At 66.0% G+C, this 25,026-nt stretch carries 19 protein-coding genes and 1 tRNA gene; 13 read left to right on the top strand and 7 right to left on the bottom strand.

The window, feature by feature from the left end; translation table 11 throughout:
- Positions 1-149: 149 nt before the first annotated feature.
- Together ACGGKE_RS09425 and ACGGKE_RS09420 are read left to right on the top strand one after the other, a co-directional pair.
- A complete protein-coding gene (locus tag ACGGKE_RS09425) occupies positions 150-536 on the top strand; it encodes a PH domain-containing protein (RefSeq protein ID WP_228164841.1) in 387 nt (128 codons plus the stop codon).
- 144 nt (positions 537-680) lie between these two features.
- Complete coding sequence (locus tag ACGGKE_RS09420; protein ID WP_228164840.1) at positions 681-1,382, top strand: hypothetical protein; 702 nt, start codon at positions 681-683, stop codon at positions 1,380-1,382.
- Positions 1,383-1,391: 9 nt separating this feature from the next.
- Here ACGGKE_RS09420 and ACGGKE_RS09415 read toward each other — a convergent pair whose 3' ends face one another.
- The 3 genes from ACGGKE_RS09415 to rnd are packed head-to-tail and all read right to left on the bottom strand — an operon-like array spanning position 1,392 to position 3,295.
- Entirely contained in the window at positions 1,392-1,784 is a 393-nt protein-coding gene (locus ACGGKE_RS09415; RefSeq protein WP_394437281.1) for a YybH family protein, read from the bottom strand.
- Positions 1,785-1,817: 33 nt separating this feature from the next.
- The gene (locus ACGGKE_RS09410) at positions 1,818-2,117 is read right to left on the bottom strand and encodes an I78 family peptidase inhibitor (protein WP_394437279.1); all 300 of its coding nucleotides are present in this window, start codon (positions 2,115-2,117) and stop codon (positions 1,818-1,820) included.
- A gap of 11 nt (positions 2,118-2,128) precedes the next feature.
- A complete protein-coding gene (gene rnd / locus ACGGKE_RS09405) occupies positions 2,129-3,295 on the bottom strand; it encodes a ribonuclease D (protein WP_228164837.1) in 1,167 nt (388 codons plus the stop codon).
- 129 nt (positions 3,296-3,424) lie between these two features.
- Between rnd and aspS the strand changes: the two genes are divergently transcribed.
- From aspS to ACGGKE_RS09385, 4 genes are all read left to right on the top strand, one after another.
- Complete coding sequence (aspS, locus tag ACGGKE_RS09400; RefSeq protein ID WP_394437276.1) at positions 3,425-5,209, top strand: aspartate--tRNA ligase; 1,785 nt, start codon at positions 3,425-3,427, stop codon at positions 5,207-5,209.
- Between the two features lie 58 nt (positions 5,210-5,267).
- A complete protein-coding gene (locus ACGGKE_RS09395; RefSeq protein ID WP_394437274.1) occupies positions 5,268-6,062 on the top strand; it encodes a polyphosphate kinase 2 family protein in 795 nt (264 codons plus the stop codon).
- Between the two features lie 78 nt (positions 6,063-6,140).
- Positions 6,141-7,469: a methyl-accepting chemotaxis protein gene (locus ACGGKE_RS09390; protein WP_394437272.1), complete on the top strand. Its 1,329-nt coding sequence runs from the start codon at positions 6,141-6,143 to the stop codon at positions 7,467-7,469.
- Between the two features lie 67 nt (positions 7,470-7,536).
- Entirely contained in the window at positions 7,537-7,722 is a 186-nt protein-coding gene (locus ACGGKE_RS09385) for a hypothetical protein (protein ID WP_228164832.1), read from the top strand.
- Positions 7,723-7,755: 33 nt separating this feature from the next.
- Here ACGGKE_RS09385 and ACGGKE_RS09380 read toward each other — a convergent pair whose 3' ends face one another.
- Together ACGGKE_RS09380 and ACGGKE_RS09375 are read right to left on the bottom strand one after the other, a co-directional pair.
- A complete protein-coding gene (locus ACGGKE_RS09380; RefSeq protein ID WP_394437269.1) occupies positions 7,756-12,000 on the bottom strand; it encodes a translocation/assembly module TamB domain-containing protein in 4,245 nt (1,414 codons plus the stop codon).
- The gene (locus tag ACGGKE_RS09375; RefSeq protein ID WP_394437267.1) at positions 12,000-14,078 is read right to left on the bottom strand and encodes a BamA/TamA family outer membrane protein; all 2,079 of its coding nucleotides are present in this window, start codon (positions 14,076-14,078) and stop codon (positions 12,000-12,002) included. The genes ACGGKE_RS09380 and ACGGKE_RS09375 overlap by 1 nt, the downstream gene beginning before the upstream one ends.
- Before the next feature lie 186 nt (positions 14,079-14,264).
- Between ACGGKE_RS09375 and recJ the strand changes: the two genes are divergently transcribed.
- The 3 genes from recJ (at position 14,265) to ACGGKE_RS09360 (ending at position 17,920) form a co-directional block, all read left to right on the top strand.
- Positions 14,265-16,031, top strand: a complete 1,767-nt coding sequence (recJ, locus tag ACGGKE_RS09370; protein ID WP_394437265.1) for a single-stranded-DNA-specific exonuclease RecJ — start codon at positions 14,265-14,267, stop codon at positions 16,029-16,031.
- A 101-nt stretch (positions 16,032-16,132) separates the two neighbouring features.
- Positions 16,133-16,207 (top strand) — tRNA-Glu (locus ACGGKE_RS09365).
- A 195-nt stretch (positions 16,208-16,402) separates the two neighbouring features.
- On the top strand, positions 16,403-17,920 hold the full coding sequence (locus ACGGKE_RS09360; protein ID WP_394437263.1) for a UxaA family hydrolase: 1,518 nt from the start codon (positions 16,403-16,405) through the stop codon (positions 17,918-17,920).
- Between the two features lie 34 nt (positions 17,921-17,954).
- On the opposite strand, the gene ACGGKE_RS09355 is transcribed toward ACGGKE_RS09360, so the two are convergent.
- The gene (locus tag ACGGKE_RS09355) at positions 17,955-18,413 is read right to left on the bottom strand and encodes a low molecular weight protein-tyrosine-phosphatase (protein WP_394437261.1); all 459 of its coding nucleotides are present in this window, start codon (positions 18,411-18,413) and stop codon (positions 17,955-17,957) included.
- 2 nt (positions 18,414-18,415) lie between these two features.
- On the bottom strand, positions 18,416-19,867 hold the full coding sequence (locus ACGGKE_RS09350; protein WP_394437259.1) for a helicase HerA domain-containing protein: 1,452 nt from the start codon (positions 19,865-19,867) through the stop codon (positions 18,416-18,418).
- Positions 19,868-20,004: 137 nt separating this feature from the next.
- On the opposite strand from ACGGKE_RS09350, the gene ACGGKE_RS09345 reads away from it, so the two are divergent.
- The 4 genes from ACGGKE_RS09345 to ACGGKE_RS09330 all read left to right on the top strand — a co-directional run bounded on the left by ACGGKE_RS09345 (position 20,005) and on the right by ACGGKE_RS09330 (position 24,989).
- Entirely contained in the window at positions 20,005-20,445 is a 441-nt protein-coding gene (locus tag ACGGKE_RS09345) for a c-type cytochrome (protein WP_394437257.1), read from the top strand.
- A 68-nt stretch (positions 20,446-20,513) separates the two neighbouring features.
- Positions 20,514-23,213, top strand: a complete 2,700-nt coding sequence (gene ppc, locus ACGGKE_RS09340) for a phosphoenolpyruvate carboxylase (RefSeq protein ID WP_394437255.1) — start codon at positions 20,514-20,516, stop codon at positions 23,211-23,213.
- A gap of 338 nt (positions 23,214-23,551) precedes the next feature.
- Positions 23,552-24,817, top strand: a complete 1,266-nt coding sequence (locus ACGGKE_RS09335; RefSeq protein ID WP_037487098.1) for an integrase family protein — start codon at positions 23,552-23,554, stop codon at positions 24,815-24,817.
- A complete protein-coding gene (locus tag ACGGKE_RS09330) occupies positions 24,807-24,989 on the top strand; it encodes a hypothetical protein (RefSeq protein WP_037487100.1) in 183 nt (60 codons plus the stop codon). The genes ACGGKE_RS09335 and ACGGKE_RS09330 overlap by 11 nt, the downstream gene beginning before the upstream one ends.
- The last annotated feature ends 37 nt before the right edge of the window (positions 24,990-25,026 follow it).

Raw genomic sequence — 25,026 nt, 5'->3', positions numbered from 1 at the left:
TGCCCGACAAATTTGTCGCAAAATGTAATGGTGAGGCTGAACCGCGGCTTGCCGGCCGGAAGAAAAGGGGAGGCCTCGCCCTTGCTTCGCTCGCTTGACGAACGGGGCGCGGCCATGGTGAAAGACGGGCGGAGCGCGCTGGAGGCGGCATGAGCGACACCTGGTTGTATGACGAGCATCCCGCGATGTTCCGGGCGCATCCCCTGCTGTTCATCCTGCTGCTCGTGTCGGTGGTCGGTATCGTGGCGATCGCGATATGGTGGGTGCTGCACAAGGGCGAGCGGCTGGCTCTGTCCGATCGCGAAGTGCTGATGGAAAAGGGACTGCTGTCCAAGCAACGGACGGAAATCGCGCTGTCGAGCATCCGCTCTGTGCGCATCACCCAGACGCTAGGCCAGCGTATTTTCGGCGTCGGCCATGTCGAATTGTTCAGCGCGGGGGATTATGCCGAAATCGCGATCAAGAACATGCCGCGGCCCGATCGCATCCGCGCCATTGCGGCGGCGCGTAACGTGGACCTGTTGCCGCAGCGATAGACTATTTCGTGCAGCCCCTTGACTTGGGCGCATATATTTCAACGATAGCAGGACCATGGGGGCCGCCAGAGCCCCGACCGTGAGGACGCCATGTCAGGATCACCTGTTCGCACCGGGCGGACGGGGCTGCAAAGGGGTGTCGCCATGGTGGGTTTGCGAGTGATGCCGTCCTTGCCGGATCTGACGGCGGAACAGCGCGCGGAAATTCGCCAGGCCTGCGGCTTCGCCTGCGTGCGCTGCGGCGTCACCATCTATCGCTATCTGGGATTGCCGGATGGCCCCGGCGCGACGATCCTGTGCCCGACCTGCCATGGGTTGGTGGAGGAAGGCCGGCTGACCGCGACTCAGGTGCACAGTTTCCACGCCAACCCCGTTGTGCGCCAACGCCATTTCGCGCGCGATCGCCTGCCCTTTTCGGCGGAACTGCCGCAGCTGATCGTCGGCGGATCGCGGATGCTGCGCGACACGCCGATCCCGATCACACTGGATGGCGAACCGATATTGATGTTCGCGCCGCCCCGCCGGACCAATGGCGCGACCCGGATCAGCGTGCGGCTGGGCGCGCCCGATGGCGAAGCGATGCAGGTGATCGACGGCAATGAATGGAAACCCACCGATGGCAGCTGGCATTTCCTGCTGCGCGGCGATCGCTATTCGATGATGGCGGCGCGGGGCGATGGCCTCTGCGTGCTGCGGATCGTCGCGCGCAATCGCATCGCGGTGGAGCATCTGCGCACGACCATTCGCGGGCGGCGGCTGGAGGTGACGCCCGACTGGCTGCAGATCGATGGCAAGCGCCATGTCGACCGCATCGGCAGCGGCACGCTGATCGGGCTGGAACTCTAAAAGGTCGGTTCAGCCAAGCGTGACGAAGATTTCCGCTTCGATCACCCAACTGCCGCCTGCAACCTCGCGCCATTTGGCGCAATAGCGGCCGGTGGCGAGGGGGCGGCCGCTATCGACCGCGACGCCCTGCCACGCGCCCTCCTCCATTGCGATCGGCTCGACCGGCGAGGGGGTGATGCGATCGGGCGTGCGGATGTAGATCAGGCGGTCGGCGGAAGCGAATTCCCGTTTCCAGGCGGCAAGCTGCGCGCGGCGACCGGCCAGCACGGGGCTGTCCGACCCGGTGACGAGGATCGCGTCGCGCGCCAGCACCGGCTCGATCGCCTTCAGGTCGGCGCCGGCGAGCGCACGGTTGAAGGCGGCGCGGGCCATGCGAATGGCGAGGTCGGCGGCGGCATTCATGCGGTCAGGCTCGACGATGATCGCGGGAAGCCCTTACCCGCAGCGCGCCGATGTGATCGTCATCGCCTCGTCATAGCTGACCGTCAGCCGATCCGGGCGGAAATCCATGGTCATCGCCATGCCTGGGCCGCCCCAGCGCAACGTCTTGGCGCCCGACGCGGCGAGCAGTTGCGCGCCGATATCGGCGCTCGCCTTCTGCCCGACGAACCGATCGAGGCCGTCATGCCGACACTGCCCCTCGGCGGCGGTCGGCGGGGTTTGGGGGCCCGGCCCGTTCGTCCCGGCGCAACCCGCCAGGGCCAGAGCCATCCATCCCGTCAGTGCCATGCGCATCGCCGTCTCTCCTACTCGGTCCGCGTCATCTTCAGCCGGCCGCCCTTGACCGCGAAGGCGAGCCGCCCTTCGACCAGATCAACCGCGTCGCGGCCAAATTGTTCATAGCGCCACCCTTCCAGGATCGACAGCCCGTCGCGCACCCCGGCCGCCAGCGCGTCAATATCATCGCTGCGCGCGATCAGACGCGCCGCCACATCGATGTCGCGTGAACGGATCTTGAGCAGCAGCTTCAGCAGGTCGGCGACCAGCGCGCCGTCCTTGCCCAGGCCCGGCCGCTTGGGGTCGCGTTCGGGCATTTCGTCCCGGTCGAGCGGCTGCGCCGACTTGATCGCGCTCATCAGCCGCGCACCGATGTCGTTGGTCTTCCAGGTGGCGGACAGGCCGCGCACCTTGCCCAGATCATCCTGCCCGCGCGGCGGATGGCTGGCGATGTCGGCCAGCGTCTCGTCCTTGACGATGCGGCCGCGCGGCAGATTCTTGTCCTGCGCCTCCATTTCGCGCCAGGCGGCCAGCGCCTTCAGCCGGCCCAGCACATCGGCCTTGCGGCTGGCGATGCGCACACGTTTCCATGCGTCGGCCGGATCATTCTCGTAATTGCTCGGATCGCTGATCCGCTCCATTTCCTGGTCCAGCCAGTCGCCGCGCCCGGTCTTCTTCAACTCCTCCAGCATCTTGGGGAAGATCTGGATCAGATATGTGACGTCGCCGATCGCATAGTCGATCTGGCGCTTGTCCAGCGGGCGGCGCGCCCAGTCGGTGAAGCGCGCGCCTTTGTCCAGCTGCACGCCAAGCCATGCGTCGACCAGATTGCCATAGCCGATCTGCTCGCCCAGCCCCAGCGCCATGGCCGCGATCTGCGTGTCGAACATCGGGTGCGGCGTCTTGCCGGTCAGATTATGGACGATCTCGATATCCTGGCCGCCCGCGTGGAAGACCTTCAGCACATCCTCATTATCGACCAGCAGGTCGAGCAGGGGGGTGAGGTCGATGCCGGGCGCCTTGGGATCGATCGCCGCCGCTTCGTGGGAATCGGCGACCTGCACCAGGCAGAGATCGGGCCAGTAGCTGTTTTCCCGCATGAATTCGGTGTCGACGGCGACATAGGGGGATTTCGCGATGCGGGCGCAGAAATCGGCGAGGGTCTTGCTGTCGGTAATCAGCGGATGAATTTGCATATGGTCTTCGATCTTATTATGGGCTGGCCCGCGTCCGGCGGGCTGGTCGAAAGGTCGACAGGGCAAGCCCATAGCCGGGCCGCAACAATTTGTCATTTCCGTAAAACGATTCTGAAAGATCAAAACGCCATGCATGCCTATCGCACCCACACCTGCGGCGCCCTGACCATCGCCGATGCCGGCAATGAGGTCCGCGTGTCGGGCTGGGTGCATCGCAAGCGCGATCACGGCGATCTGGTCTTCATCGATCTGCGGGACCATTATGGCATGGTGCAGATCGTGACCGAGGTAGACGGGCCGGTCTTTCAGGTGATCGAGGGGCTGCGCGCCGAAAGCGTCGTGACCATCACCGGCAAGGTCGTCGCCCGCGCCAAGGAAGCGGTGAACCCGAACCTGCCCACCGGCGAGATCGAGATCCGCGCGCTCGACGCCGTGGTCCTCTCCGCCGCCGCCGATCTGCCGCTGCCGGTCGCGGGCGAGCAGGACTATCCCGAAGACATCCGCCTGCGCTATCGCTTCCTCGACCTGCGGCGCGAGACGCTGCACGCCAATATCGTCAAGCGCACGCAGATCATCCGCGACATGCGCCGCCGGATGGAGGATGCGGGCTTCACCGAATATTCGACGCCGATCCTGACCGCGTCCAGCCCCGAAGGCGCGCGCGACTTCCTGGTGCCGAGCCGCATCCACGCCGGCAAATTCTATGCCCTGCCGCAGGCGCCGCAGCAATATAAGCAGCTGCTGATGGTGGCCGGCTTCGACCGCTATTTCCAGATCGCGCCCTGCTTCCGCGACGAAGATCCGCGCGCCGACCGCCTGCCCGGCGAATTCTACCAGCTCGATCTCGAAATGAGCTTCGTCACCCAGGAAGATGTCTGGAACACGATGGAGCCGGTGATCGCCCAGATCTTCGAAGCCTTCGCCGACGGCAAGCCTGTCACGCCTGCCGGCAGTTTTCCGCGCATCCCGCATGCCGAGGCGATGCTGAAATATGGCAGCGACAAGCCCGACCTGCGCAATCCCATCCTCATCCAGGACGTGACCGACCATTTCGTTGGCTCGGGCTTCGGCATCTTCGCCAGCCTGGTGGAAAGCGGCAGCGTCATTCGCGCCATCCCCGCCCCTGGCGCTGGCGCCGGCAGCCGCAAATTCTTCGACGACATGAATGTGTGGGCGCGGGGCGAGGGCTATTCGGGCCTTGGCTATATCAATATCAAGGATGGCGTGCCCGGCGGGCCGATTGCCAAGAATCATGGCGAAGAAGCGACGGCGAAGCTGATCGCGGCGCTGGGCCTGGGCCCCAATGACGGCGTATTCTTCGCCGCCGGCAAGGAAAGCCAGGCCGCCAAGCTCGCCGGCCTCGCCCGCATCCGCGTGGGCGAGCAGCTGAACCTGATCGACAAGGATCGCTTCGAACTGTGCTGGATCGTGGACTTCCCCTTCTACGAATATGACGAGGACGAGAAGAAGATCGATTTCGCGCACAATCCTTTCTCCATGCCGCAAGGCGGTCTGGATGCGCTCAACACGCAGGATCCGCTGACGCTCAAGGCCTATCAGTATGACATGGTCTGCAACGGCTATGAGATCGCATCGGGATCGATCCGCAACCAGTCGCCCGAAGCGATGGTGAAGGCGTTCGAGCTGGTCGGGCTCAGCCAGGCGGATGTGGAGGAACGTTTTGGCGGCCTTTATCGCGCCTTCCAATATGGCGCCCCGCCCCATGGCGGCATGGCGGCCGGCGTCGATCGCATCGTGATGTTGCTGTGCGGCGCGCAGAACCTGCGCGAAATCACGCTGTTCCCGATGAACCAGCGTGCCGAGGACCTGCTGATGGGCGCGCCAAGCCCCGCCGAGTTCAAGCAGCTGCGCGAACTGCATGTCCGCGTGGTGGAGCCTCAGGCAAAGGCATGAGTTATCCTCCTTTCCGCGGTTCCGGACGAGGTTCGTATCGCGGAGAGGAGGAGCGCCAATGACGATCGACCTGTCGGATTACGAAAAAGGGAAGAAATACCAGGGCGACTATAACGCCGATCTGGCTGCGCTGCAGGAACGGCTCGCCAAGATCCAGGTCGCCCACATCGTCCATGATCGCCGCAGCGTCATCCTGTTCGAAGGCTGGGACGCGGCGGGCAAGGGCGGCATCATCAAGCGGATGACCGCCGACTGGGACCCGCGCTATTATCAGGTCCACCCCATCTCTGCTCCGACGGACGAGGAGCGGGACCATCATTATCTCTGGCGCTTCTGGACCAAGCTGCCCGGCAGTCGCAACATCGCGATCTTTGATCGCAGCTGGTATGGACGGGTGCTGGTGGAGCGAGTCGAGGGCTTCTGCTCGAAAGGCGAATGGACGCGCGCCTATGACGAGATCAACGCCTTCGAACGGCAGCAGATCGACGCGGGCACCCATATCATCAAGCTGTTCATCCACATTACCCAGCACACGCAGGATGAGCAGCTGGCGCAGCGGCTCGATACGCCTTGGAAGCGGTGGAAGACTGGAGCCGATGATTATCGGAACCGCGCCCGACGGGCCGACTATCTCGATGCTATGCACGACATGTTCCGCGCGACGGACCGGAAAGAGGCGCCCTGGCACATCATCGACAATAACAATCGCAAGGCTGGGCGCATCGCGGCGCTGACCTATGTCGCCGACCGATTGGAGGCGCTGGTTCCGCTGGATTTCCCGGATGCTGACCCCGCTGTCATGAAGCTCGCGCAGGACGCCTTCGGCTATCGGCCGAGCGCTCTCAAAAAATGATGCAAAAACAAAGGCCTGTAACAAAATTGTAACCTGCGTCTAACTGGCTGTTTACCATTGCGGGCTATTTGGACGGGCATGACCGCCACTGTGCTGCCCTTCACTCCGCCCTCGTCGGCCTCCTATCCTGCGCCTGTCGATTTGCATCTTGCGGCCGACGCTCCGGCGATTCGGCTCGGCAGGCCGCTCAGTGAGGCCGTCGATTTCTTTCAGCGCGACGCGGCATTGCGCCTGCTTCCGGTTCTGGACGCGGAGGGACGCCCGGTCGGCGCAATCTACGAGCGCGACATGCGGCGCATCCTGTTCAATCCCTTCGGCCACGCGCTCCTGCGCAATCCCAGCTTTGGTGGGCGGCTGGACGATCATGTCTGCCCGTGCGCCAGCGCCGATCGCGCGACCGACATCGAGGCGCTGGTTGACCTCTTCGCGGCGCAGGGCGACGGGTGCGAAGGGTTGATCGTCACCAATGGCGGCACTTATGCGGGCGTGCTGAGCGGCGCGCTGCTGCTGCGCCTGACGGCAGAAAGGGATGCGCGCGTTGCGTTGGCGCGTGCGGAACGTGTCGAGAAAATCACGCAGGAAAGCGCCGATTTCCGTGGCGACGTCGAACGCTTGATCGCCGATCTGGTGGTGATGGCGGACCAGCTCGCCACGCTGGCGGGGGAGGCCACGGAGCGGGCCGCGCTTGATGATGCGGACGCAGCTGCCATGGCCGTAGCGGCGACGCAGACCGCCGATCGCCTGGCTGGCATCGCCGCCGACGGCGTGGAACTGGGCCAGCTGTTTGCTGCGATGGAGGCCGAAGTTCGCGATGCGGGCGAGGCCATTCGCGAAGCCGTGACACGCAGCCGGTCCGGCGCCGCGCGCAGCGAAGCGCTCGCGCAGGAGGCTGACGATATCGGCGCCGTCGTCGCCCTGATCGGCAGCATCGCACGTGCGACGAGCATGCTGGCGTTGAATGCCAGCATCGAAGCGGCGCGTGCGGGCGCGGCCGGCGAAGGCTTCGCCGTCGTCGCACGCGAGGTTCAGTCGCTGGCGGCGCAGACGCGCGATGCCGCGGCCGAAATTTCGGGGCGGATCGACCATTTTCGCGGCGCCATCGGCGAAGTGGCGGCGGGACATGCCCATATGGATGCGACGATGGCGCGCGCCGATCGGCTGTCCGCGGCGGTGTTCGACGCCGTCGCGCGCCAGGGGGCCTTCAGCCTCACCATCGCCGACAGCGTCGCCGAAGCCGGGCAGTCCAGCGACCATATCCGCAATGGCGCACGCCAGATCAGCGACAATGCATCCGGCCGCGCGCAGGCCGCGCGCCTGATGCGCGACGTTGCCGGGCGATTGTCTGAAGAGGCGCATCGACTGGACGAACGAGCAGGCGGCTTCATCGCGGCGATCCGCGCCGCCTGATCATCCTGTCTGGCGCGGATCGGGAAACGCGCTACTCTGCCGCTCCCATAAAAAGGAGAGGCAAGCCATGCTCGTCATGTTCGTCGGTAGCGATCGCACCCAGACGGCGGTCAATCCCGCGCAAGTCACCTTCGTCACGCAAGTCAGCGACGGCACGCGCATCCGCTTCGGCGAAGGGCGCAGCGTTACCGTGACCGAACCGATCGCTGCCGTGCTCGACAGCTTGAACCAGGCGCTGCGACCGCATGAATGACTAGGGAAGGGGGGCCGGTTATTCCGGCCCTTCCTAATAATCCTTCGAATAGCGCAGGTTGGCCGACGATCCGGCATTGGTGCCAGTCTTCGACAGCAGGCTCAGCGTCTTGGACAGGGCGATCTCCAGCTGGGTGGCGGTGAAGCCCTTGGAGTCGGTGATCACCTCCACATAGATATTGTTGGAGATGTGCTGACCGACCGCCAAGCTGGTGCCGCGACCCGTCGCCTCGTCGCCGCCGACGATGCCGATCCGGTCGAGCCCGGTCGCGCCCTGCAGCTTGCCCATCGGATTGAGCCCGCCGCTGCCGCCGCGCAGCCCATTGAGCGCCGCCGCCAGCTGCACGGCCTGCACCGCCGACAGGTTTGCCACATTGTCGCCGAACAGGATGCGCGACAGAATTTCATCCTGCGGCAGGGTGGGCGTGGAAATGAAGCTGATGTCGGGCTGCTGCGCGCTGCCGGTCACGCGGATGCCGGCGGACACCGTGTCGATCTTTGTCTCGGCCGTGATCTGCAGCGTCGGGTTGGTCATCGGCCCGTTGAAGCTGATCAGGCCCTGCTCCAGCTCGAACTGGTGGCCCGAGAAGCTGTAGCGGCCCCGGATCACTTCCACCTCGCCCACGACGCGGGGATTGGTCGCGGTGCCCGTGACGCGCATGTCCGTCTTCCATTCGGAATCGAGGCCCATGCCGGTCACGTAGATTTCGTTGTCTGCGCGCACGCGAATGTCGAGCTTCCACGGCTTGGGCGCGGCGGCCGCCTTGCGGCCGGCCAGGCGCTGGTCGAGCAGGTCGGTGCCTTCGCCCTTGCGCCGCACGCCGGTCAGCTGGCGGATCTCGGTGCCGCCCTGCCAGGCGACGCGGTAGCGCGTCTCTGGCAGGCGCAGGTCGCCCTTGATCAGGCCGCCATTGGCGGCGCTGTTGGTGATGTTGAGCGTGCCGCTTACGACGCTGGTGATCGCCTCGCTGCGCGCCAGCCGGGCGCGATCCAGCTTGATCGCTATGTTCATCGGGAAGCCGCTGTCCGCCGCCAGCCCGACATCGCCGGTCGCCTGCACCGTGCCGTCGCCGGCACGGCCGGAAAAGTCGCGGATTTCGAGATGGTCGTTGGTGAAGCGGCCGTCGAGCCGCATCTGCGTCACGCGGGTGCCGAAACTCTCATTCTCATAGGTCAGGCTGTTGGCGCGGACCACGCCGTTCAGCCGCGGCGCGCTGAGCCGCCCGCTGAAGTCGGCGGCGACGGCGAGGCCCCCGGTCAGTTGCTGGTCGGCAAGGCCGGCGAAGGAGAAGAGCACGTCCGCCGGGCCGGCATAGCGGATGCCGCCGCCCAGAGGCGCATTTTGCAGCTGCTCGCTCCAGCTTGCGCCGGCGCCAGGCGGGGCAAGGGTGGCGATGAAGCGGCCCAGGGTGCTGTTGCTCCGGCGGATGAGGCCGCGCATGTCGCCACCTGTCGAGGACAGCTTGCCCTCGATATTCATCGATACCGGGTCCGACACGGCGGTCAGGCTGGAGCGCCGGAAGTCGCTGATGGCCAGGCGCGTGGTCGCGGTCGGAAATGCGCTGCCCGCCTGGTTGTAATCCAGCGTGCCAGTCGCGCGACCGCTAACGCCCAGGCCCGGCGCGGCCATGTTGGCGATCGCCAGGTCGAAATCCTTGAACCGCGCCTGCATCGCCGTCACGTCCCCAAAGCGCCCGGCAAGGTCGACCTTGCCCTGCGGCAGGACCAGGGTGGCCGGCTCCAGGCGATAGCCGCCGGTTTCCGACCGGATGATCGCCGGCTCGGCAAGGCGGAAGTCGATATTGGCGGCCTTGCCCTGCAGCGCGACGGCATAGAGGTTGGGGCGCAGCGCCGCGTTGACCGCGACAGAGAAAGGCACGCCGCTGGAGCCGTCCGCGACCAGTTGCGCCTTGCCGCGTCCGCCCTGATAGTCGAGCTTCGCGCGGGCCTTGCGCACCACATAATCGCCATAGGCCGCATTGCCGATCTGCGCATCGGCGCGGATCTGCGGCTGATCGGTCAGCAGGATCGAAGCGTTGACGATGGCGCGGCCGATGATGATGTCCGCGTCACCGGGCAGCTTGGCGTTGGCCGCGGTGGCGTTGAAATCCACGCCCTGCACCTTGCCCACGGCCGCCAGGCGAACCGCGCCGGTGATGCCCGATCCGTTCATGTCGAGCCGCCCGGTGAAGGGCCCGGCCGCGCTTTGCTGGATGCGGCCCTTCATGTCTACGCCCGCGAACCGCGCTTTGGTGACGTCGATCGCCAGCGGACCCTGGGCGGTGCGGATGAGGACATTGGCGAAGAAGGGGCCGTAAGGCGATCCACCGGTCGCTTCGAGCCGATAGCCGGCGGCTTCGCCGTTCAGCTTCGCCACCACGTCGGTCAACTGCACGCCGACATTGGGGCGCGCCGCGCGCAGCACCGCCTGCGGCCGCTCCACCGTGCCGCGCACCGTTAGCGCCAGCGGACCATATTGCTTGGACGATGCGGTCGCGTCGAAGGCGATCTGTCCGTCCGTGTCATAGCTGCCGGACCCCGACTGGATGGTGAAGTTGGGCGCCGCGCCCTTGAGGCCGGCGAGCGTGAACTTGCCTTCGGGCGTCATGCCGATCCGGCCCGATATGACGGCATTGCCGCCCAGGAAGTCGCGCACGGACGCGTTCTCCCACCGCGCGGTGCGCACGCCGAAGCGACCCGCCAAGCCGAAGCCGCCCTTGGGGCCGGGCACCAGCTCGACATCGGTGTTGAGGTTGACGATGCCGACGCCATCGATCCGATAGTCGTTGACGCGACCCTTCAGCGCGCCGCGATAGATGGCGTTGTCCAGATCGGCGAGCACGATGGCGGTGGCGTCCACCTTGTCGCTGTCGATCTTGAGATTGTCGCTGATCAGCTTGCCGGCGGCATAGGCGAAATCGCCCTTTACCCGCAGATTCTGCAGCAGTCCGCCGGCAGCGGCATTGAGGCCGGTGACACGGCTCGCCGTTGCATTGACTGGAATGCGGATGCGGTCGGCGTCGACGACGGCGCGGCCGCTGGCCTTCAGATTCTCGATGCCCGTGGCGTCGAAGGCGATGCTCTTCGCGCTGATGTCGTAATCGATGAAGGGCGTCGCCATTGGCCCATCGAGGATGATGGAGGCGCGTACGTCGCGGCCCTTCACCTTCTCCATGATCGCGCCCGGGGTCAGCAGCGCGGCATTGATGCGCAGGCCGCTGAACTTGCTTTCGGCAAGATCAACCAGCCCCTGCACATCGGCAGTCATGGCAGGGGATCGGACCGACCCCTTGAGGTTGACGCGCCGTTCGTTGAGCCCGGCGAACAGGTCGACGTCCAGTTGCGGCGCGGTCAGGCGATCGATGGTGCCGGCAAAGACCAGGCCGGGGCGCAGCGGGCCCTTGGCCGTGAAATTGCCGTCGCGCGCCGCCAGCGCGATGTTTGCCAGCTCGCCCTTGGGCGACGTCGCGACGATGCGGCCGTTCCAGGCCTGCCAGGTGCCCTTGCCGTCCAGCGTCGCGGTCATGCCGTCGGTCAGGCCCGACATGGCGGCGATGACGCCACCCTTGGGCGCGGTCAGCGTGCCGCTCATCGCCAGGCGATTCTGTTCGGGCACCGCGTCGAGCTTGGCTTGCAGCCGATCGCCGCTGTCGACGAGAGCGCTCGCCTCCAATTGCGCGCGGCCATCGGCGATGTGCGTGACGCCATCGATCGCGATTTCCCGCTTCTGGCCGATCACCGGCCGCGCCAGCACGAACTTGCCGATCTTCAACCGATCAACGTCGATGTCGAGGTCGGGCAGGATCGGCGCGTTGGGATCGCTTTCGGTAACGTTGAACTGCGGGCTGCGCGCCAGCACGACCAACGGCGTTTCCAGCAGGCTGACCGAAATATGGTTGTTGAGATAACGGAAGGGCTTCCACACGACATGCACGCGCGGGCTGACGGCGAACACGCCCTTGGGATCGCGCAGGATCAGGTCATGGATGACCATGTCGCTGTAGATCGACCCGTCGATCCGGCCGACCTCGATCTGCATCCCCGATTCCATCTGGAGCGCAGCGATCTGCCGGATCAGGAATTTCTTGCCCGGCTGGGTGTTGAGGCCCAGCAGCAGCACGCCCACCAGCAGCAGGAGGCCGACCACCACGCCGGCAACGCCGATCGCGATCTTCTGCCACAAGGGCCGCTTTTCCCGCACCACGATGGTTTCGGTCGGCGCGTCGGGCGCCGGTTCGCCCGATTGGCGAGCGGGGGGAGGGGTGTCGTCCTGTGCCATCAGAAAGCCTGCCCGATGCCGATATAGACGGCAAATTTGGATTCACCCGGTTGCCGGTTGATCGGCATCGCGATGTCGGCGCGGAAGGGGCCGAAATTGGTGTAGAAGCGCCCGCCTATGCCGACGCCATAGCGCATGTCGGAAAATTTCGGGATGGAGCTTTCATAGACCTGGCCGGCATCGACAAAGGCGACAACGCCGTAATTGCCGAAGCGATAACGCCCCTCGACCGCGAACTCGTTGACGGAACGGCCGCCGATCGGATCATTGTTGACGTCCTTGGGCCCCAGTTCCTGATAGCCAAAGCCGCGCACCGATCCGCCGCCGCCGGCATAGATGCGCCGCGACGGCGCGATCTCGTCGCGATCGACGCCGCTGATCGTGCCCAGCCGCGTGCGGGCCGCAATCACCAGGCTGTCGGACACCGGATAATAGCCCGATAGGTCAAAGGTCGCACGAATATAGGGTGAAAAATTGCCTTGCAGCGAACCCTCCGGTTCGGCGCGCAGGTTGGCGCGAAAGCCCTTGGTGGGATTGAGTAGGTCGTTCGACAGGTCATAGCCGATCTGCAGTGGCAGTCCGCCGATGAAATAGGTGCGACGGGTCTTGGCCGCCGTCGTCGGATCGATCACGACCTGTTCGTTGGTCAACAGGATTTCCGCGCCATAGCTGTAGGTCCAGCGCTTCTGGAAGATCGGCGTGGATTGCCGTGCCCAGCCGATGTTGATGCCGGCGGTGAAGGCTTCATAGGCGTTATAATTCTGGTGGTTGAGCGTGATCCCGGTCTGGAATGTCTTGTCGCGCTTGCCCGCATTGGACCGGCGGAACGTGGCCGATGCGCCTTGTTCCTGCGTGCCGGCGACCGCGCCCAGGATCAGCGCGCCTTCGGGCGGGAACAGGTTGCGGTGGGTCCAGGTGCCTTCCGCGCGGAAACCCTGTCCCGTGCCATAGCCCGCCTCGCCAGCCAGCGTGCGCGGCGGCCCGGCATCCTGTTCGACATGCAGGTCGACATATTCGGTGCCATCCGGGCCCGCCTCGCCGGTGCGGACCGGATCGACCGCCACGCTCGAAAACAGCCCTGTCGCCACCAGCGCCTTGCGCAGATCGTCGACCTTGCGGCTGTCGTAGAGTTCGCCCGGCTTGTAGCGCTTGATGACCTCCATATGGTCAGCGCCGAATGCCTGATCCTCGCCGCTCGTGGTGATGGCGCGGAAGCTGGCGCGGGGGCCGGTGTCCACCGGCAGCGTATAGTCGCCGGTCACCGTCGCGGGATCGAGCAATATGTCGCGCTGGCCCACCTTGACGAAGGGATAGCCATTTTCGGGAAGCTTCAACGCGACATTCGCCTCCGCACCCTCGACATCGGCGGCGATGATATAGTCGCCGGTCTTGAGCGGCAGGCTGGCGCGGACCAGATCGGGCGGCACGGTCGGGCCGGCCGTCACGACGATGTCGCCGATCTTGTAGCGCTTGCCCGGCGTCACCGACACGACCGCAGTCAATGCGCCATCGCCCGACTGATCGAGGCTGGCCAGCGCCGTGCCGTCATAATAGCCCTGCGAGTAGAGAAGGCGGACGGCCAGTTCCTGGTCCGCCTCGGCGCGCTGCTGGACCATGGCGGCGGTGTCGGCCTTGCCGTCGCCATCGAACAGCGCCGATTCGTCGCGGAATTCATCCTCCAGCCCCGTCTCGCCGAAGCCTTCGACACGGGTGGCGTAACGCACCTCGGGCAGCTGGGCGTTGGGATCGTCCTGCGATGCTTCGTTGGCGGGCACGGTGATGCTCTCCAGCGGCGGCAGCGGCTGCGCGAGCTCCAACTCCTGCGCGGGTTCGGCCGCGGGCGGCAATTGTGCGGGGGCGGTGGATTGCGCCGGCATTTGCTGATCGATCCAGCTGTCGATCGACGGAAGCGGCGCGGCGGGATCGCTGCTCTCCACCTTGGGCAGGCGCGCTTCGAACTGGTCGTCGGGCAGGATCGGCTCTTCCGCGCTCGAGTCAGGCGTGCTCGATGCTGGGGGCGTGGCGGTCTGCGCCATCAGCGGCAGGGGGGATGTGGTCAGCAGGATCAGGCCCAACATGCGCCGAACATGATGTGCCTGCTGTTTCGTCATTGTCGTGCGTTGCCCCTTTTGCGCCGTGCCTTTGAGGACGTCCGGCAAATGTCCATACGCCCGACATGGTGCGACAGTTCCGCGAGCGACATGATTTCCGGGATTTCCCGCATGACTCTGGCGTCCCGAATCGGCGTCGGCTAGAGCTGTTGCATGACATTTGCGCTCAATATCTCCCGGTCGATTTCCGGTCAGCCGTGGCGCTGGCGCGGTGCCGGAGCGGACGCCCGCGATCCTGCCTATTTGCCCGATGATCTGGTGACGCAATTGCTGCTCGCGCGGGGGTGCGCGCGCGATGCGCTGGAGGCGCACCGCAACCCCACTATCCGCGGCTTCATGCCCGACCCCAGCCTGTTCCGCGATATGGACGCGGCGGCGGAGCGGCTGGCGGATGCGGTGCAGCGGCAGGAGGACGTGCGCATTTTCGGCGATTATGACGTTGATGGCGCGACCAGTGCCGCGCTGCTGATCCGGCTGCTGCGCGACCTGGGGCTTCAGGCCCGCCCCTATATCCCCGATCGGCTGATGGAAGGCTATGGCCCCTCGGGCGAAGCGCTGGTGCGCCTGGCGGGGGAGGGGGCGAGCCTTATCGTCACCGTCGATTGCGGTGCGCAGGCGTTCGAGGCCCTCGCCATGGCGAAGGCGACCGGCGTCGATGTGGTCGTGGTCGACCATCATAAATGCGCGACCCAGCTGCCCAAGGCGTTCGCGCTGGTGAACCCCAATCGTCTGGACGAGCATGAGGATGCGGCCTGTCATGGCCATCTCGCCGCGGTGGGCGTCGCCTTCCTGCTCGGCGCGGCGCTGGTGCGGACGTTGCGCGCGCGCGGCTATTTCGCGCAACGCGCCGAGCCGGCGCTCATGGAATTGCTCGACATTGTGGCGCTGGGCACGGTCGCGGATGTGGCGCAGCTGAAAGGGCTCAACCGGGCCTTCGTCGCCCAGGGGCTCAAGGTGATGGCCAAACGGCGCAATATCGGCCTGTCCGCGCTGATCGACGCCAGCCGGCTGACGCGCGCGCCGCTCTGCCATGATCTGGGCTTCGCGCTCGGTCCGCGCATCAATGCTGGCGGCCGCGTTGGGCAGGCCGATCTGGGCGTGCGGCTGCTGACGACGGAGGACCCGGCCGAAGCCGCCCGGATCGCGGCGCAGCTGGACCAGTATAATGAGGAACGGCGCGCCATCGAATCGACGGTGCAGGAACAGGCGGAAGCCCTGCTTGAGCGCCAGGGCAATCGCGCCGTAGCGGTGATCGCGGGCGCTGGCTGGCACCCAGGCGTCATCGGCATCGTCGCCGGACGCATCAAGGAAAAGGCCGGGCGGCCGGCGATCGTGATCGCGCTCGATGAAGCTGGCGTCGGCAAGGGGTCGGGCCGGTCTATTTCCGGCGTCGATCTGGGCGCGGCGGTGCTGGCGGCGAAGGATAGCGGCCTCTTGGTGGCGGGTGGCGGCCATGCGATGGCGGCGGGATTGACGGTCGCGGCGGATCGGGTGGACGCGCTGGCCGATTATCTTGACGATCGACTGTCGGCTGCGGTGGCCAAGGCCCGCGATGACCGGGCGCTGCTGATCGACGCGGTGCTCGCGCCGACCGGCGTCAATCCCGATTTCGTCGCCGCGCTCGACCAGGGGGGGCCCTATGGCGCGGGTTGGCCGGCGCCGCTGATCGCGGCGGGGCCGATGCGCGTCATCAAGGCGGACGTCGTGGGCAACGGCCATCTGCGCGCCATCATGGGCGGGGAGGATGGCCGCTCGATCAAGACCATCGCCTTCCGCCGCGCCGAAACCGAACTGGGGCAGGCGATCCTCGGCGCACCGCGCGACCGTCGCCTGTGGGTCGCGGGGCGGGCGAAGATCGACCATTGGGGCAGCCGCCCGGCGGCCGAACTGCATCTGGAGGATGCGGCCTGGGCGGATTGAGCGGCATTGCAATTTTCTTGGCGTTTAGGGGTTGACCCTTTTCCCGTCCCCGCCTAATTGCGCCCTCGCTTCGCAGCGCTGCCCCGGCGGCGCTGCCGGACGGCCCCTTCGTCTAGCGGTTAGGACGCGGCCCTTTCACGGCTGAAACACGGGTTCGATTCCCGTAGGGGTCACCATTTCCCATGATCCGGAAATGTGATGCGCGAGGATTAAGCCTTCGCGGACGTCGCCTCGTCCTTGGCATATCCTTCTACCCTTCGCTCGTCGCGCTTGTCGTCTTCATGCCCGGTTTGGACGGCACGCCGTCTTGTCAACGTCGCACATCCGCGACAGTCTTGTGCTGGCGGTGGCACAGATGATATTTCGGATGCATGGATCATGCTCCCGATACTCTCGTTCGCTCCACCTCGCCCGATGTCGTGCGGATCGCGCCCGATGACGCGGTAGCGGTCGCCCTGCGCGCGCTGGAGGCCGGGGAGAGGATCGAGGTCGCCGGCGCGGTGCTCACGATCGCGGAACCGATCGCGCGCGGGCACAAGGTGGCGGTGCGGTCGATCAGGGCCGGCGCACCCGTCCATCGCTATGGCTGGCCGATCGGCACGGCAACGCGCGACATTGGCGCGGGCGATCATGTCCACAGCCATAATCTCGTCACCAATTTGCGCGCCGAGGAACCCTATGACTATACGCCGGTCGCGCCGCGGCCGCAGCGCGCGCCCGGCGACTGGCGCTTCCGCGGGTATCGGCGTGGCGATGGATCGGTGGGCACGCGCAACGAGATCTGGGTCATCCCGACCGTCGGCTGCGTGGCCCGCACCGCCGAGCGCGTGGCGCAGCGGGCGGCCGCGCGCCATGGCGGGCAGGTGGATGATGTGGTCGCCTTCCCGCATCCGCTGGGCTGCTCGCAACTGGGCGATGATCTCGACGGCACGGCGCGGCTGCTGGCGGCGCTGGCGAGCAGCCCCAATGCGGGCGGCGTGCTGCTGATGGGCCTGGGCTGCGAGGAGAATCAGCTGGCGGCGCTGCTGGAGCGGGTGCCGCAGGCGCGGCGCGACCGCATCCGCACGGTGGGCGCGCAGATGAGCGCGGACGAATATGATGCGGCGGCGCAGGCGATCGACGAACTGGTCGCGATCGCCGCGCAGGACCAGCGCGAGGAGGTCGGGCTCGAAGCCCTGCGCGTCGGCCTCAAATGTGGCGGGTCAGACGGCCTGTCGGGCCTGACCGCCAATCCGCTGATCGGACGTATCGCCGACATGGTGACGGCCGCCGGCGGGCAGGCGATCCTGACCGAGATACCCGAAATCTTCGGCGCCGAACGGCTGTTGATGCAGCGCGCGGCAAACCGGCAGGTCTTCGATGATCTCGTGGCGCTGGTGAACCGCTTCAAACGCTATTTCATCGACCATGGCGAGCCGATTTCCGAAAATCCCAGCCCCGGCAATGTCGCGGGCGGCATCACCACGCTGGAGGAGAAGTCGCTGGGCGCGGTGCAGAAGGGCGGCCATGCCCCGCTCATGGACGTGCTCGGCTATGGCGAACGGCTGCGGCGCCCCGGCCTGTCGCTGCTCGAAGCGCCCGGCAATGATGCTGTATCCACCACGGCGCTGGCCGCGGCGGGGGCGGCCATCACGCTCTTCTCCACCGGCCGGGGCACGCCGCTCGGCAGCCCGGTGCCGACGCTCAAGCTCGCCACCAACCATGATCTTGCCGCGCGCAAGCCCGCCTGGATCGACTTCGATGCAGCGCAGGTGCTGAACGATGGGCTGGATGCCGCCGCCGATGCGCTGATGACGCGCATCTGCGCCATTGCCTCGGGCGAACCGGCGCAAAACGAACGCAATGGCGAGCGCGACATCGCCATCTGGAAGCGCGGCGTGACGCTCTGACCGCCTGCGGCGGCGCAGGCCGTTGCCGACGTCATCACGGCGATAAATGCGCGACGATGGCCTCGGCCGCGCGGGTGACATCGTCCCATGTCCGGTCGAACCCGGCGTCATCGCCATAATAAGGGTCAGCGACGCTGCTGCCCGCGCGGCCCGGCACCATGTCCATCAGCAGGCCGAGATGCGCGGCGCCATCGGCCGGACGCATGCGACGCAGCTGGCGCAGATTATCGCTGTCCAGCGCGAATATATGCGTGAAGCGGTGAAAATCCTCCGCCTGCACCTGGCGTCCGCGATAGCCGGCGATATCGATGCCGTGGCGCAGCGCCACCGCCTGCGCGCGCGGATCGGGCGCGCTGCCCACATGCCAGTCGCCGGTGCCGGCCGAATCAACAGCCATGTCGACGCCGGCCTGTTCGGCCGCCGCACGCAACGCCGCCTCCGCCAGCGGCGACCGGCAGATATTGCCGAGGCACACGAGCAGGACCGCCGGCATGCTCATCCTTCCGCCGCCGCCGTCGACAGGCCCAGCCCCGGCAGTCCGATCGAGCGCTTACCCGAAAAATCCGTGCGCGCGACGATGACGCCGAGCTTCTCCATATAGTCGATCAGCCGTCGCACGCGGCCGGGCGAGCTGGTGCCATAGGCGCGGGCGAGCGCGCCGTCGTCGGGGCAGGGCCGCCCATCGATCGCCGCCCGCGCGATCAGCAGGAAGGGCGCCAGCATGTCCTCGGGCACGGGCTCTGCCGCACGGATCGCATCCTGCCAGCGTGGGTCGTCGGCATCGGCCATCCCCGCCTGCGCCATGGCGAAGCGCTTGCGAAAGGCAGGCAGGTCGAGCGGCGATTTCTTCAGCCCCTTCATCCGGCAGCGGACGCCGAAATCCTGGTAGAGGCTCGCGACCCCCGGCGCCGCATCGCCCAGGTCGGCGACGATCTCCTCCAGCACGGCGATCACCACCGGCTCATTCTCGCCAAAGTCGAGTTCGGGCGCGGCGGGCTTGGCCTGCGGCGCATCGGCGAGCGCGCGCATGATCTCCTCGGCGGGGCGGGGCGGGGGCTCGGCGCGCGGCGGCGGCGCAGGCAGCGCCTCCTCCTCCACTCGCGCGAAGAGCAGTTCCTGGAAGTCCTCGGACGCGGCGACGGGCGGCGGCATCAGCTTGTGCGCGCCGCCGCGCGTGCCGGTCCTGACCGCACCGATCTTCACGTTGACGGGGCGGCGGGCGATGGCGGGGCCCAGGCCCAGGAAGCGGCCGCGCTCCAGGTCGCGAATCTGCTCGGCCTGCCGCCGCTCCATGCCCAGCAGGTCGGCCGCGCGCGCCATATCGATGTCCAGGAAGGTGCGCCCCATCAGGAAGTTGGAGGCTTCGGCCGCGACATTCTTGGCCAGCTTGGCGAGGCGCTGCGTCGCGATGACCCCGGCCAGGCCGCGCTTGCGCCCCCGGCACATGAGGTTGGTCATCGCCGCCAGCGAAAGGCGGCGCGCCTCGTCCGACACGTCGCCTGCAGCCACCGGCGCGAACATCTGCGCTTCGTCCACCACCACCAGCGCGGGATACCAGTGATCGCGCGGCGCATCGAACAGGGTCGACAGGAATGTGGCGGCGCATTTCATCTGCGCTTCCAGTTCCAGCGAATCGAGGCTCAGCACGACCGATGCGCGATGTTCGCGGATGCGCGTCGCCATGGTGACGATCTCGCGCTCATTATAGTCGCCCGCATCGATCACCACATGGCCATATTCGTCCGCCAGCGTGACGAAGTCGCCCTCCGGGTCGATCACCACCTGCTGCACCATCGCGGCGCTTTCCTCCAGCAGCCGGCGCAAAAGGTGCGACTTGCCCGACCCCGAATTGCCCTGGACGAGCAGCCGAGTGGCGAGCAATTCCTCCACGTCGACCAGCACGTCCTTGCCGTGATGATCGGTTCCTATGCTGATGCTGGCGGTCACGCGGCGCTTTTGGCGCGCGGGGGTCGGGAGCGCAAGGGGCTCGACCCGATGGAAGCGGATCATCGCAAGCGGACAATCCGTCCGCTGTCGCGCACGCGATCGGCGCGCTAATTGTGAAGGCGGAAGGAGAGCGCGCCATGCGACTGCAAGCACTGACGACCGCGCTGGCGATGATGATGGCGCTGGCGGGATGCAGCGATGACAGGCGGGAAGAGCGGCTGAAGGCTGCCGGTCCTAATCCTTCTCTCGGCGCCTTGCTCAGGGTTGCGGACGCGGATGCGGGCGCGCGAAAATTCGCCGCTTGCGCCGGCTGTCACAAGGCGACCAGGGGAGCGCCCGACATGGGCGGTCCCAATCTCTATGGCGTCTATGGCCGTCCGATGGCGCAGCAGAGCGCGCGCTACAGCTATACGGCTGCGCTTGCCAATGCGGGAGGGCGGTGGGATGCGCCCACGCTCGACGCGTGGATCGCGCGGCCGCAGCGAGTCGTGCCCGGAACCAAGATGTTCTATCCCGGCGTCAGCGACCCGCTCGACCGCGCCGACATCATCGCGTTTCTGCGCCGTCAGGCGGACTGACCGCCGCGCCTTCGAATAAGCGCGCATCCGCCTTGACGATCATCATGCCGCAGTGCAGCATCCCGCTTATGGAGAGCCAAGAACCGCAAGCCGCCCCTGCGATCACGCAGAACCCCGACATCCGCTATCTTGGGCGGCTGCTGGGGGATGTCATTCGCGCTTATGGCGGGGAGAAGCTCTACCAGCAGACCGAATATATCCGCTCGGCCTCGGTCGATCGGGCCCGGGGCGTGCAGGGCGCGGACCTGACCGACACGGGCCTTGATGCGCTTAGCCTCGACGACACACTCAACTTCACCCGCGGCTTCATGCTTTTTTCGATGCTCGCCAATCTGGCCGAGGACCGGCAGGGCGTCGCCGCCGAACCAGGCGCGGACGTCGCCTCCGCGGTGAAGCGACTCGAATCGCAAGGCGTCGATCGCGACGCCGTGCTGGAGCTGCTGGCCCATAGCCTGATCGTGCCGGTGCTCACCGCCCATCCCACGGAAGTGCGGCGCAAGAGCATGATCGATCACAAGAATCGCATCGCCGACCTCATGCATCTGAAGGATGCCGGCCGCACGGAGACGGCCGACGGCGAAAATCTCGACGAGGCGATCTTCCGCCAGATCGCCTTGCTGTGGCAGACGCGCCCGCTGCGTCGGGAAAAGCTGTTCGTCGCCGACGAGATCGAAAATGTCCTCGCTTATTTCCGCGACAGCTTCCTGCCCGTGCTGCCGGCCCTCTATGCCCGCTGGGAACGCGTGCTGGGCGCGCGGCCGCAAAGCTTCCTGCGCGTCGGCAGCTGGATCGGTGGCGATCGCGACGGCAATCCCTTCGTGCAGGCGCCGCAGCTGCAATATGCACTGAGGCGCGGCGCGGCGGCGGCGATCGCTTATTATCTCGATGGTGTTCATGCTCTGGGCGCCGAACTGTCGCTTTCCACCGAATTGGCGCATGTGCCCCAGGCGGTGCTGGACCTGGCCGACGCCAGCGGCGACGATGCGCCAAGCCGCAAGGACGAACCCTACCGCCGGGCGCTCAGCGGCATCTATGCGCGCCTGGCGGCGACCTGCGTCTCCCTGACCGGGGCGCAGCCGGCGCGGCCCTCCAGTCTCAAGGGCGAACCCTATGCCAGTCCCGCGGAGCTGCGCCACGATCTGGTCGTGGTCGCCCAGGGGCTGGCGAGCGAGGGCAATGGCGCGCTGGCGAGCGGCGGCGCGCTCGGCCGCCTGATCCGCGCGGTCGAAACATTCGGCTTTCATCTCGCCACGCTCGATATGCGGCAGAACAGCGCCGTGCATGAGCGGGTCGTGGCCGAACTGCTCAAGGTTGCGGGGGTGGAGGATGATTATCTCGCGCTGGACGAATATGCGCGCATCGCCCTGCTGCGCCGCGAACTCGCCAACAACCGTCCGCTCGGGTCGCGCTTTTCCGCCTATTCGGAAGAAACCGCCTCGGAACTGGCGATCGTCCACGCCGCGGCGGAGGCGCACCAGCGCTATGGGCCGCAATGCATCACGCATTATATCATTTCGATGGCGCAAAGCGTGTCGGACCTGCTGGAGGTCAACATCCTGCTCAAGGAAGCGGGGCTGTGGCGCGCAGGGGACAATGGCGATCCGCCCCATGCCGCGATCATGGCGATCCCGCTGTTCGAAACGATCGGCGATCTGGAGGCCGCGCCCAAGATCATGTCCGCTTATTTCGGGCTGCCCGAAATTGCCGGCGTGGTGAAGGCGCGCGGTCATCAGGAAGTGATGATCGGCTATTCCGACAGCAACAAGGATGGCGGCTACATCACCTCCACCTGGGGCCTGTACAAGGCGAGCCAGGCGCTGGAGCCGGTCTTTGCGGAGGCGGGCGCGGCGATGCAGCTGTTCCACGGCCGTGGCGGCGCGGTCGGGCGCGGCGGCGGCTCGGCCTTTGCCGCGATCCAGGCGCAACCGCGCGGCAGCGTGCAGGGCCGCATCCGCATCACCGAACAGGGCGAAGTCATCGCCGCCAAATTCGGCACGCGCGACGTCGCCATGACCAATTTGGAAGCGATGACCAGCGCGACGCTGCTCGCCAGCCTGGAGCCCGAATCCATTTCGGAACGCGACGCGGCGCGCTTCGCGGGCGCCATGGACGAACTGTCGAAGAACGCCTTCGCCGCCTATCGCGACCTTGTCTACGGCACCGAAGGCTTCCGCGATTTCTTCCGCCAGCTGACGCCGATTCAGGAAATTGCCGGCCTCAAGATCGGCTCGCGTCCCGCCAGCCGCAAGAAAAGCACGCGGATCGAGGATCTGCGCGCCATCCCCTGGGTGTTCAGCTGGGCCCAGGCCCGCGTGATGCTGCCCGGCTGGTATGGCGTGGGCCAGGCGCTCGCCGGCTTCGAGGACAAGGCGCTGCTCGCCGACATGGCGCAGCATTGGGCCTTCCTCAAATCCGCGCTCGCCAATATGGAGATGGTGCTCGCCAAGTCCGACCTCGGCATCGCCGCGCGCTATCTGCCGCTGGTCGAGGATCAGGACGGGGCCCAGGCGATCTTCGGTCGCATTCGCGAAGGCTGGCAGGCGGCGCATGACGGCCTGCTCCACTGCACCGGCCAGTCGCGGCTGCTGGAGAAGAACCCCGCGCTCGAAACCTCGATCCGCTTGCGCCTCCCCTATATCGAGCCGCTGAACCTGCTGCAGGTCGAACTCCTCAAGCGCCACCGCGCCGGCGAGGAGGACCCGCGCATCAAGGAAGGCATCGAACTCTCCATCAACGCCATCGCCACCGCCCTGCGCAACAGCGGCTGAAGGCGCTGAGCTGCACGGGGCAAGGTGCCCCGTGCGGCCTCCATGCCGGACGTTGCCAGGCGCGGTGCTCGCTACCGCGTCAGGCGGAATATTCGTTCTGTCGTTGAAAAACTGGAGCGGGCGAAGGGATTCGAACCCTCGACCCCAACCTTGGCAAAATCAAAATGCCCCTACGCCACGCTTGGAGATAGAACTATAATCATATAATAATCAATATCTTGAATAGATTATCACTACGCTAGCGGGGCCTTCGGTAGCCGTCAAAACGCCTTTTTTCTGCTTACGTATTGCTTACTTTTGGAGTATGCTCAATCCGCGTAAGCAAAGCAGGATGAACGATGACCAAGCTGACCAAGAGGGCGATTGACGCCCTGCCCATCCCAGCGAAGGGACAGACCTTCCATTGGGATAGTGAAACGCGGGGTTTTGGTGTTCGCGTCGGCGCATCCGGCACGAAAACTTTCGTCGTCCAATACCGCAACGTCGAGGATCGAACGCGGCGAATGAAGCTCGGCCGCTATGGCATACTGACTGTCGAGCAGGCTCGCGATCAGGCCAAGATCAAGCTCGGCGAAGTCGCGGCCGGTGTTGATCCCGCCGAGGAAGTGGCGCAGTCTCGCCAAGACCCCACAGTGACCGAGCTGTGCGACTGGTATCTAGAAGAAGCGCGAGCCGGGCGCATACTGGGAAGGCGCAATCGGCCGATCAAGGTATCAACGCTCGACATGGATGAGAGCCGCATCAACACGCACATCAAGCCCCTACTCGGGCACCGTGTCGCCCGCCGCTTGAAGATCGCGGATGTCGAGGCGATGCAGGCGGATGTTATCGCGGGAAAGACAGCGAAGCCGCGTGCAGGCGGACGCGGCGGTGTCGCCACTGGCGGAGCAGGCGTTGCGCCGCGTGTAGTGGGCACTCTGCAAAGCGTTCTATCTCATGCAAAGCATAAGGGGCTGTTAGCAGAGCATCCTACGAAGGGCGCTCGCAAACTCGCGAGCAAGAAGAAGAAGCGCCGGCTTAGTATCGCCGAAATCGAAGATCTTGGCGCGGCGATGGTGGTGGCCGAACGTAATGGCGAGAACCCGGTTGGGATCGCCATCGTCAAGCTGCTGCTGCTGACGGGCTTCCGCCGTCAGGAAGGGCAAGCGATGTGGCGCTCCTGGCTGCGTGCCGAGGGCGGCTATGTGGCCTTCCCCGATACCAAGGGCGATGAACAGGCGCGGGCTATCGGACCGGCGGTAGTTAAGCTGATCCAAGAGCAGCCGGTGATGGAAGGGAATCCGCACGTATTCCCTTCAGCGGAAACGACCGGTCCCATCACGACCGCGCCGACTTGTCTCGCCCGCTTGAGCGCCATCGCGAAGATCGAGGAAATTACGCCCCATACCCTGAGGCATACCTTCGGCAGCGTCGCGGGCGATCTCGGCTTTTCGGAGCTGACGATTGCCGCGATGCTTGGCCATGCCTCGCAGACAGTAACGCAAGGCTATGTGCATGTGGATGAGGCGTTGCGACTGGCTGTGAGCCGCACCTCCGCGGAAATCTCGAAAGTTTTGGAGCTTGGCGCCGAGCGCGCAGCATTGCGTCTCAGAGATGCTGCCTGACAAGCTTCATTGCCTATATGTTGCAGGCGCGGGCTGTTCGCCTTCCGAAAGTTGGGCACCTATCCATATCGACGAGGCGCTGAAGCTCGCCGTGCGGCGGACCTCGGACGAAATCGAGCGGCTGCTTGAAGAGGGAGTTGCAAGACTGGAAGCGATGCAGCTTGCCTCCTGACCGCCCAAGTAGGTTGAGCCAAAGGCTTTATGCACAT

The organism is Sphingobium naphthae (genome assembly GCF_043589935.1).
In the GTDB taxonomy this organism is placed as follows: Bacteria; Pseudomonadota; Alphaproteobacteria; order Sphingomonadales; family Sphingomonadaceae; genus Sphingobium; species Sphingobium naphthae_A.
This window is presented reverse-complemented; position numbering and strand designations above follow the sequence as displayed.

Excerpts from the sequence above, each read along its gene's own strand:
- ACGGKE_RS09425 (WP_228164841.1), top strand. The coding sequence starts at position 150 with ATGAGCGACACCTGGTTGTATGACGAGCATCCCGCGATGTTCCGGGCG.
- ACGGKE_RS09420 (WP_228164840.1), top strand. The coding sequence starts at position 681 with ATGGTGGGTTTGCGAGTGATGCCGTCCTTGCCGGATCTGACGGCGGAA.
- ACGGKE_RS09415 (WP_394437281.1), bottom strand. The coding sequence starts at position 1,784 with ATGAATGCCGCCGCCGACCTCGCCATTCGCATGGCCCGCGCCGCCTTC.
- ACGGKE_RS09410 (WP_394437279.1), bottom strand. The coding sequence starts at position 2,117 with ATGCGCATGGCACTGACGGGATGGATGGCTCTGGCCCTGGCGGGTTGC.
- rnd (WP_228164837.1), bottom strand. The coding sequence starts at position 3,295 with ATGCAAATTCATCCGCTGATTACCGACAGCAAGACCCTCGCCGATTTC.
- aspS (WP_394437276.1), top strand. The coding sequence starts at position 3,425 with ATGCATGCCTATCGCACCCACACCTGCGGCGCCCTGACCATCGCCGAT.
- ACGGKE_RS09395 (WP_394437274.1), top strand. The coding sequence starts at position 5,268 with ATGACGATCGACCTGTCGGATTACGAAAAAGGGAAGAAATACCAGGGC.
- ACGGKE_RS09390 (WP_394437272.1), top strand. The coding sequence starts at position 6,141 with ATGACCGCCACTGTGCTGCCCTTCACTCCGCCCTCGTCGGCCTCCTAT.
- ACGGKE_RS09385 (WP_228164832.1), top strand. The coding sequence starts at position 7,537 with ATGCTCGTCATGTTCGTCGGTAGCGATCGCACCCAGACGGCGGTCAAT.
- ACGGKE_RS09380 (WP_394437269.1), bottom strand. The coding sequence starts at position 12,000 with ATGGCACAGGACGACACCCCTCCCCCCGCTCGCCAATCGGGCGAACCG.
- ACGGKE_RS09375 (WP_394437267.1), bottom strand. The coding sequence starts at position 14,078 with ATGTTGGGCCTGATCCTGCTGACCACATCCCCCCTGCCGCTGATGGCG.
- recJ (WP_394437265.1), top strand. The coding sequence starts at position 14,265 with ATGACATTTGCGCTCAATATCTCCCGGTCGATTTCCGGTCAGCCGTGG.
- ACGGKE_RS09360 (WP_394437263.1), top strand. The coding sequence starts at position 16,403 with ATGGATCATGCTCCCGATACTCTCGTTCGCTCCACCTCGCCCGATGTC.
- ACGGKE_RS09355 (WP_394437261.1), bottom strand. The coding sequence starts at position 18,413 with ATGCCGGCGGTCCTGCTCGTGTGCCTCGGCAATATCTGCCGGTCGCCG.
- ACGGKE_RS09345 (WP_394437257.1), top strand. The coding sequence starts at position 20,005 with ATGCGACTGCAAGCACTGACGACCGCGCTGGCGATGATGATGGCGCTG.
- ppc (WP_394437255.1), top strand. The coding sequence starts at position 20,514 with ATGGAGAGCCAAGAACCGCAAGCCGCCCCTGCGATCACGCAGAACCCC.
- ACGGKE_RS09335 (WP_037487098.1), top strand. The coding sequence starts at position 23,552 with ATGACCAAGCTGACCAAGAGGGCGATTGACGCCCTGCCCATCCCAGCG.
- ACGGKE_RS09330 (WP_037487100.1), top strand. The coding sequence starts at position 24,807 with ATGCTGCCTGACAAGCTTCATTGCCTATATGTTGCAGGCGCGGGCTGT.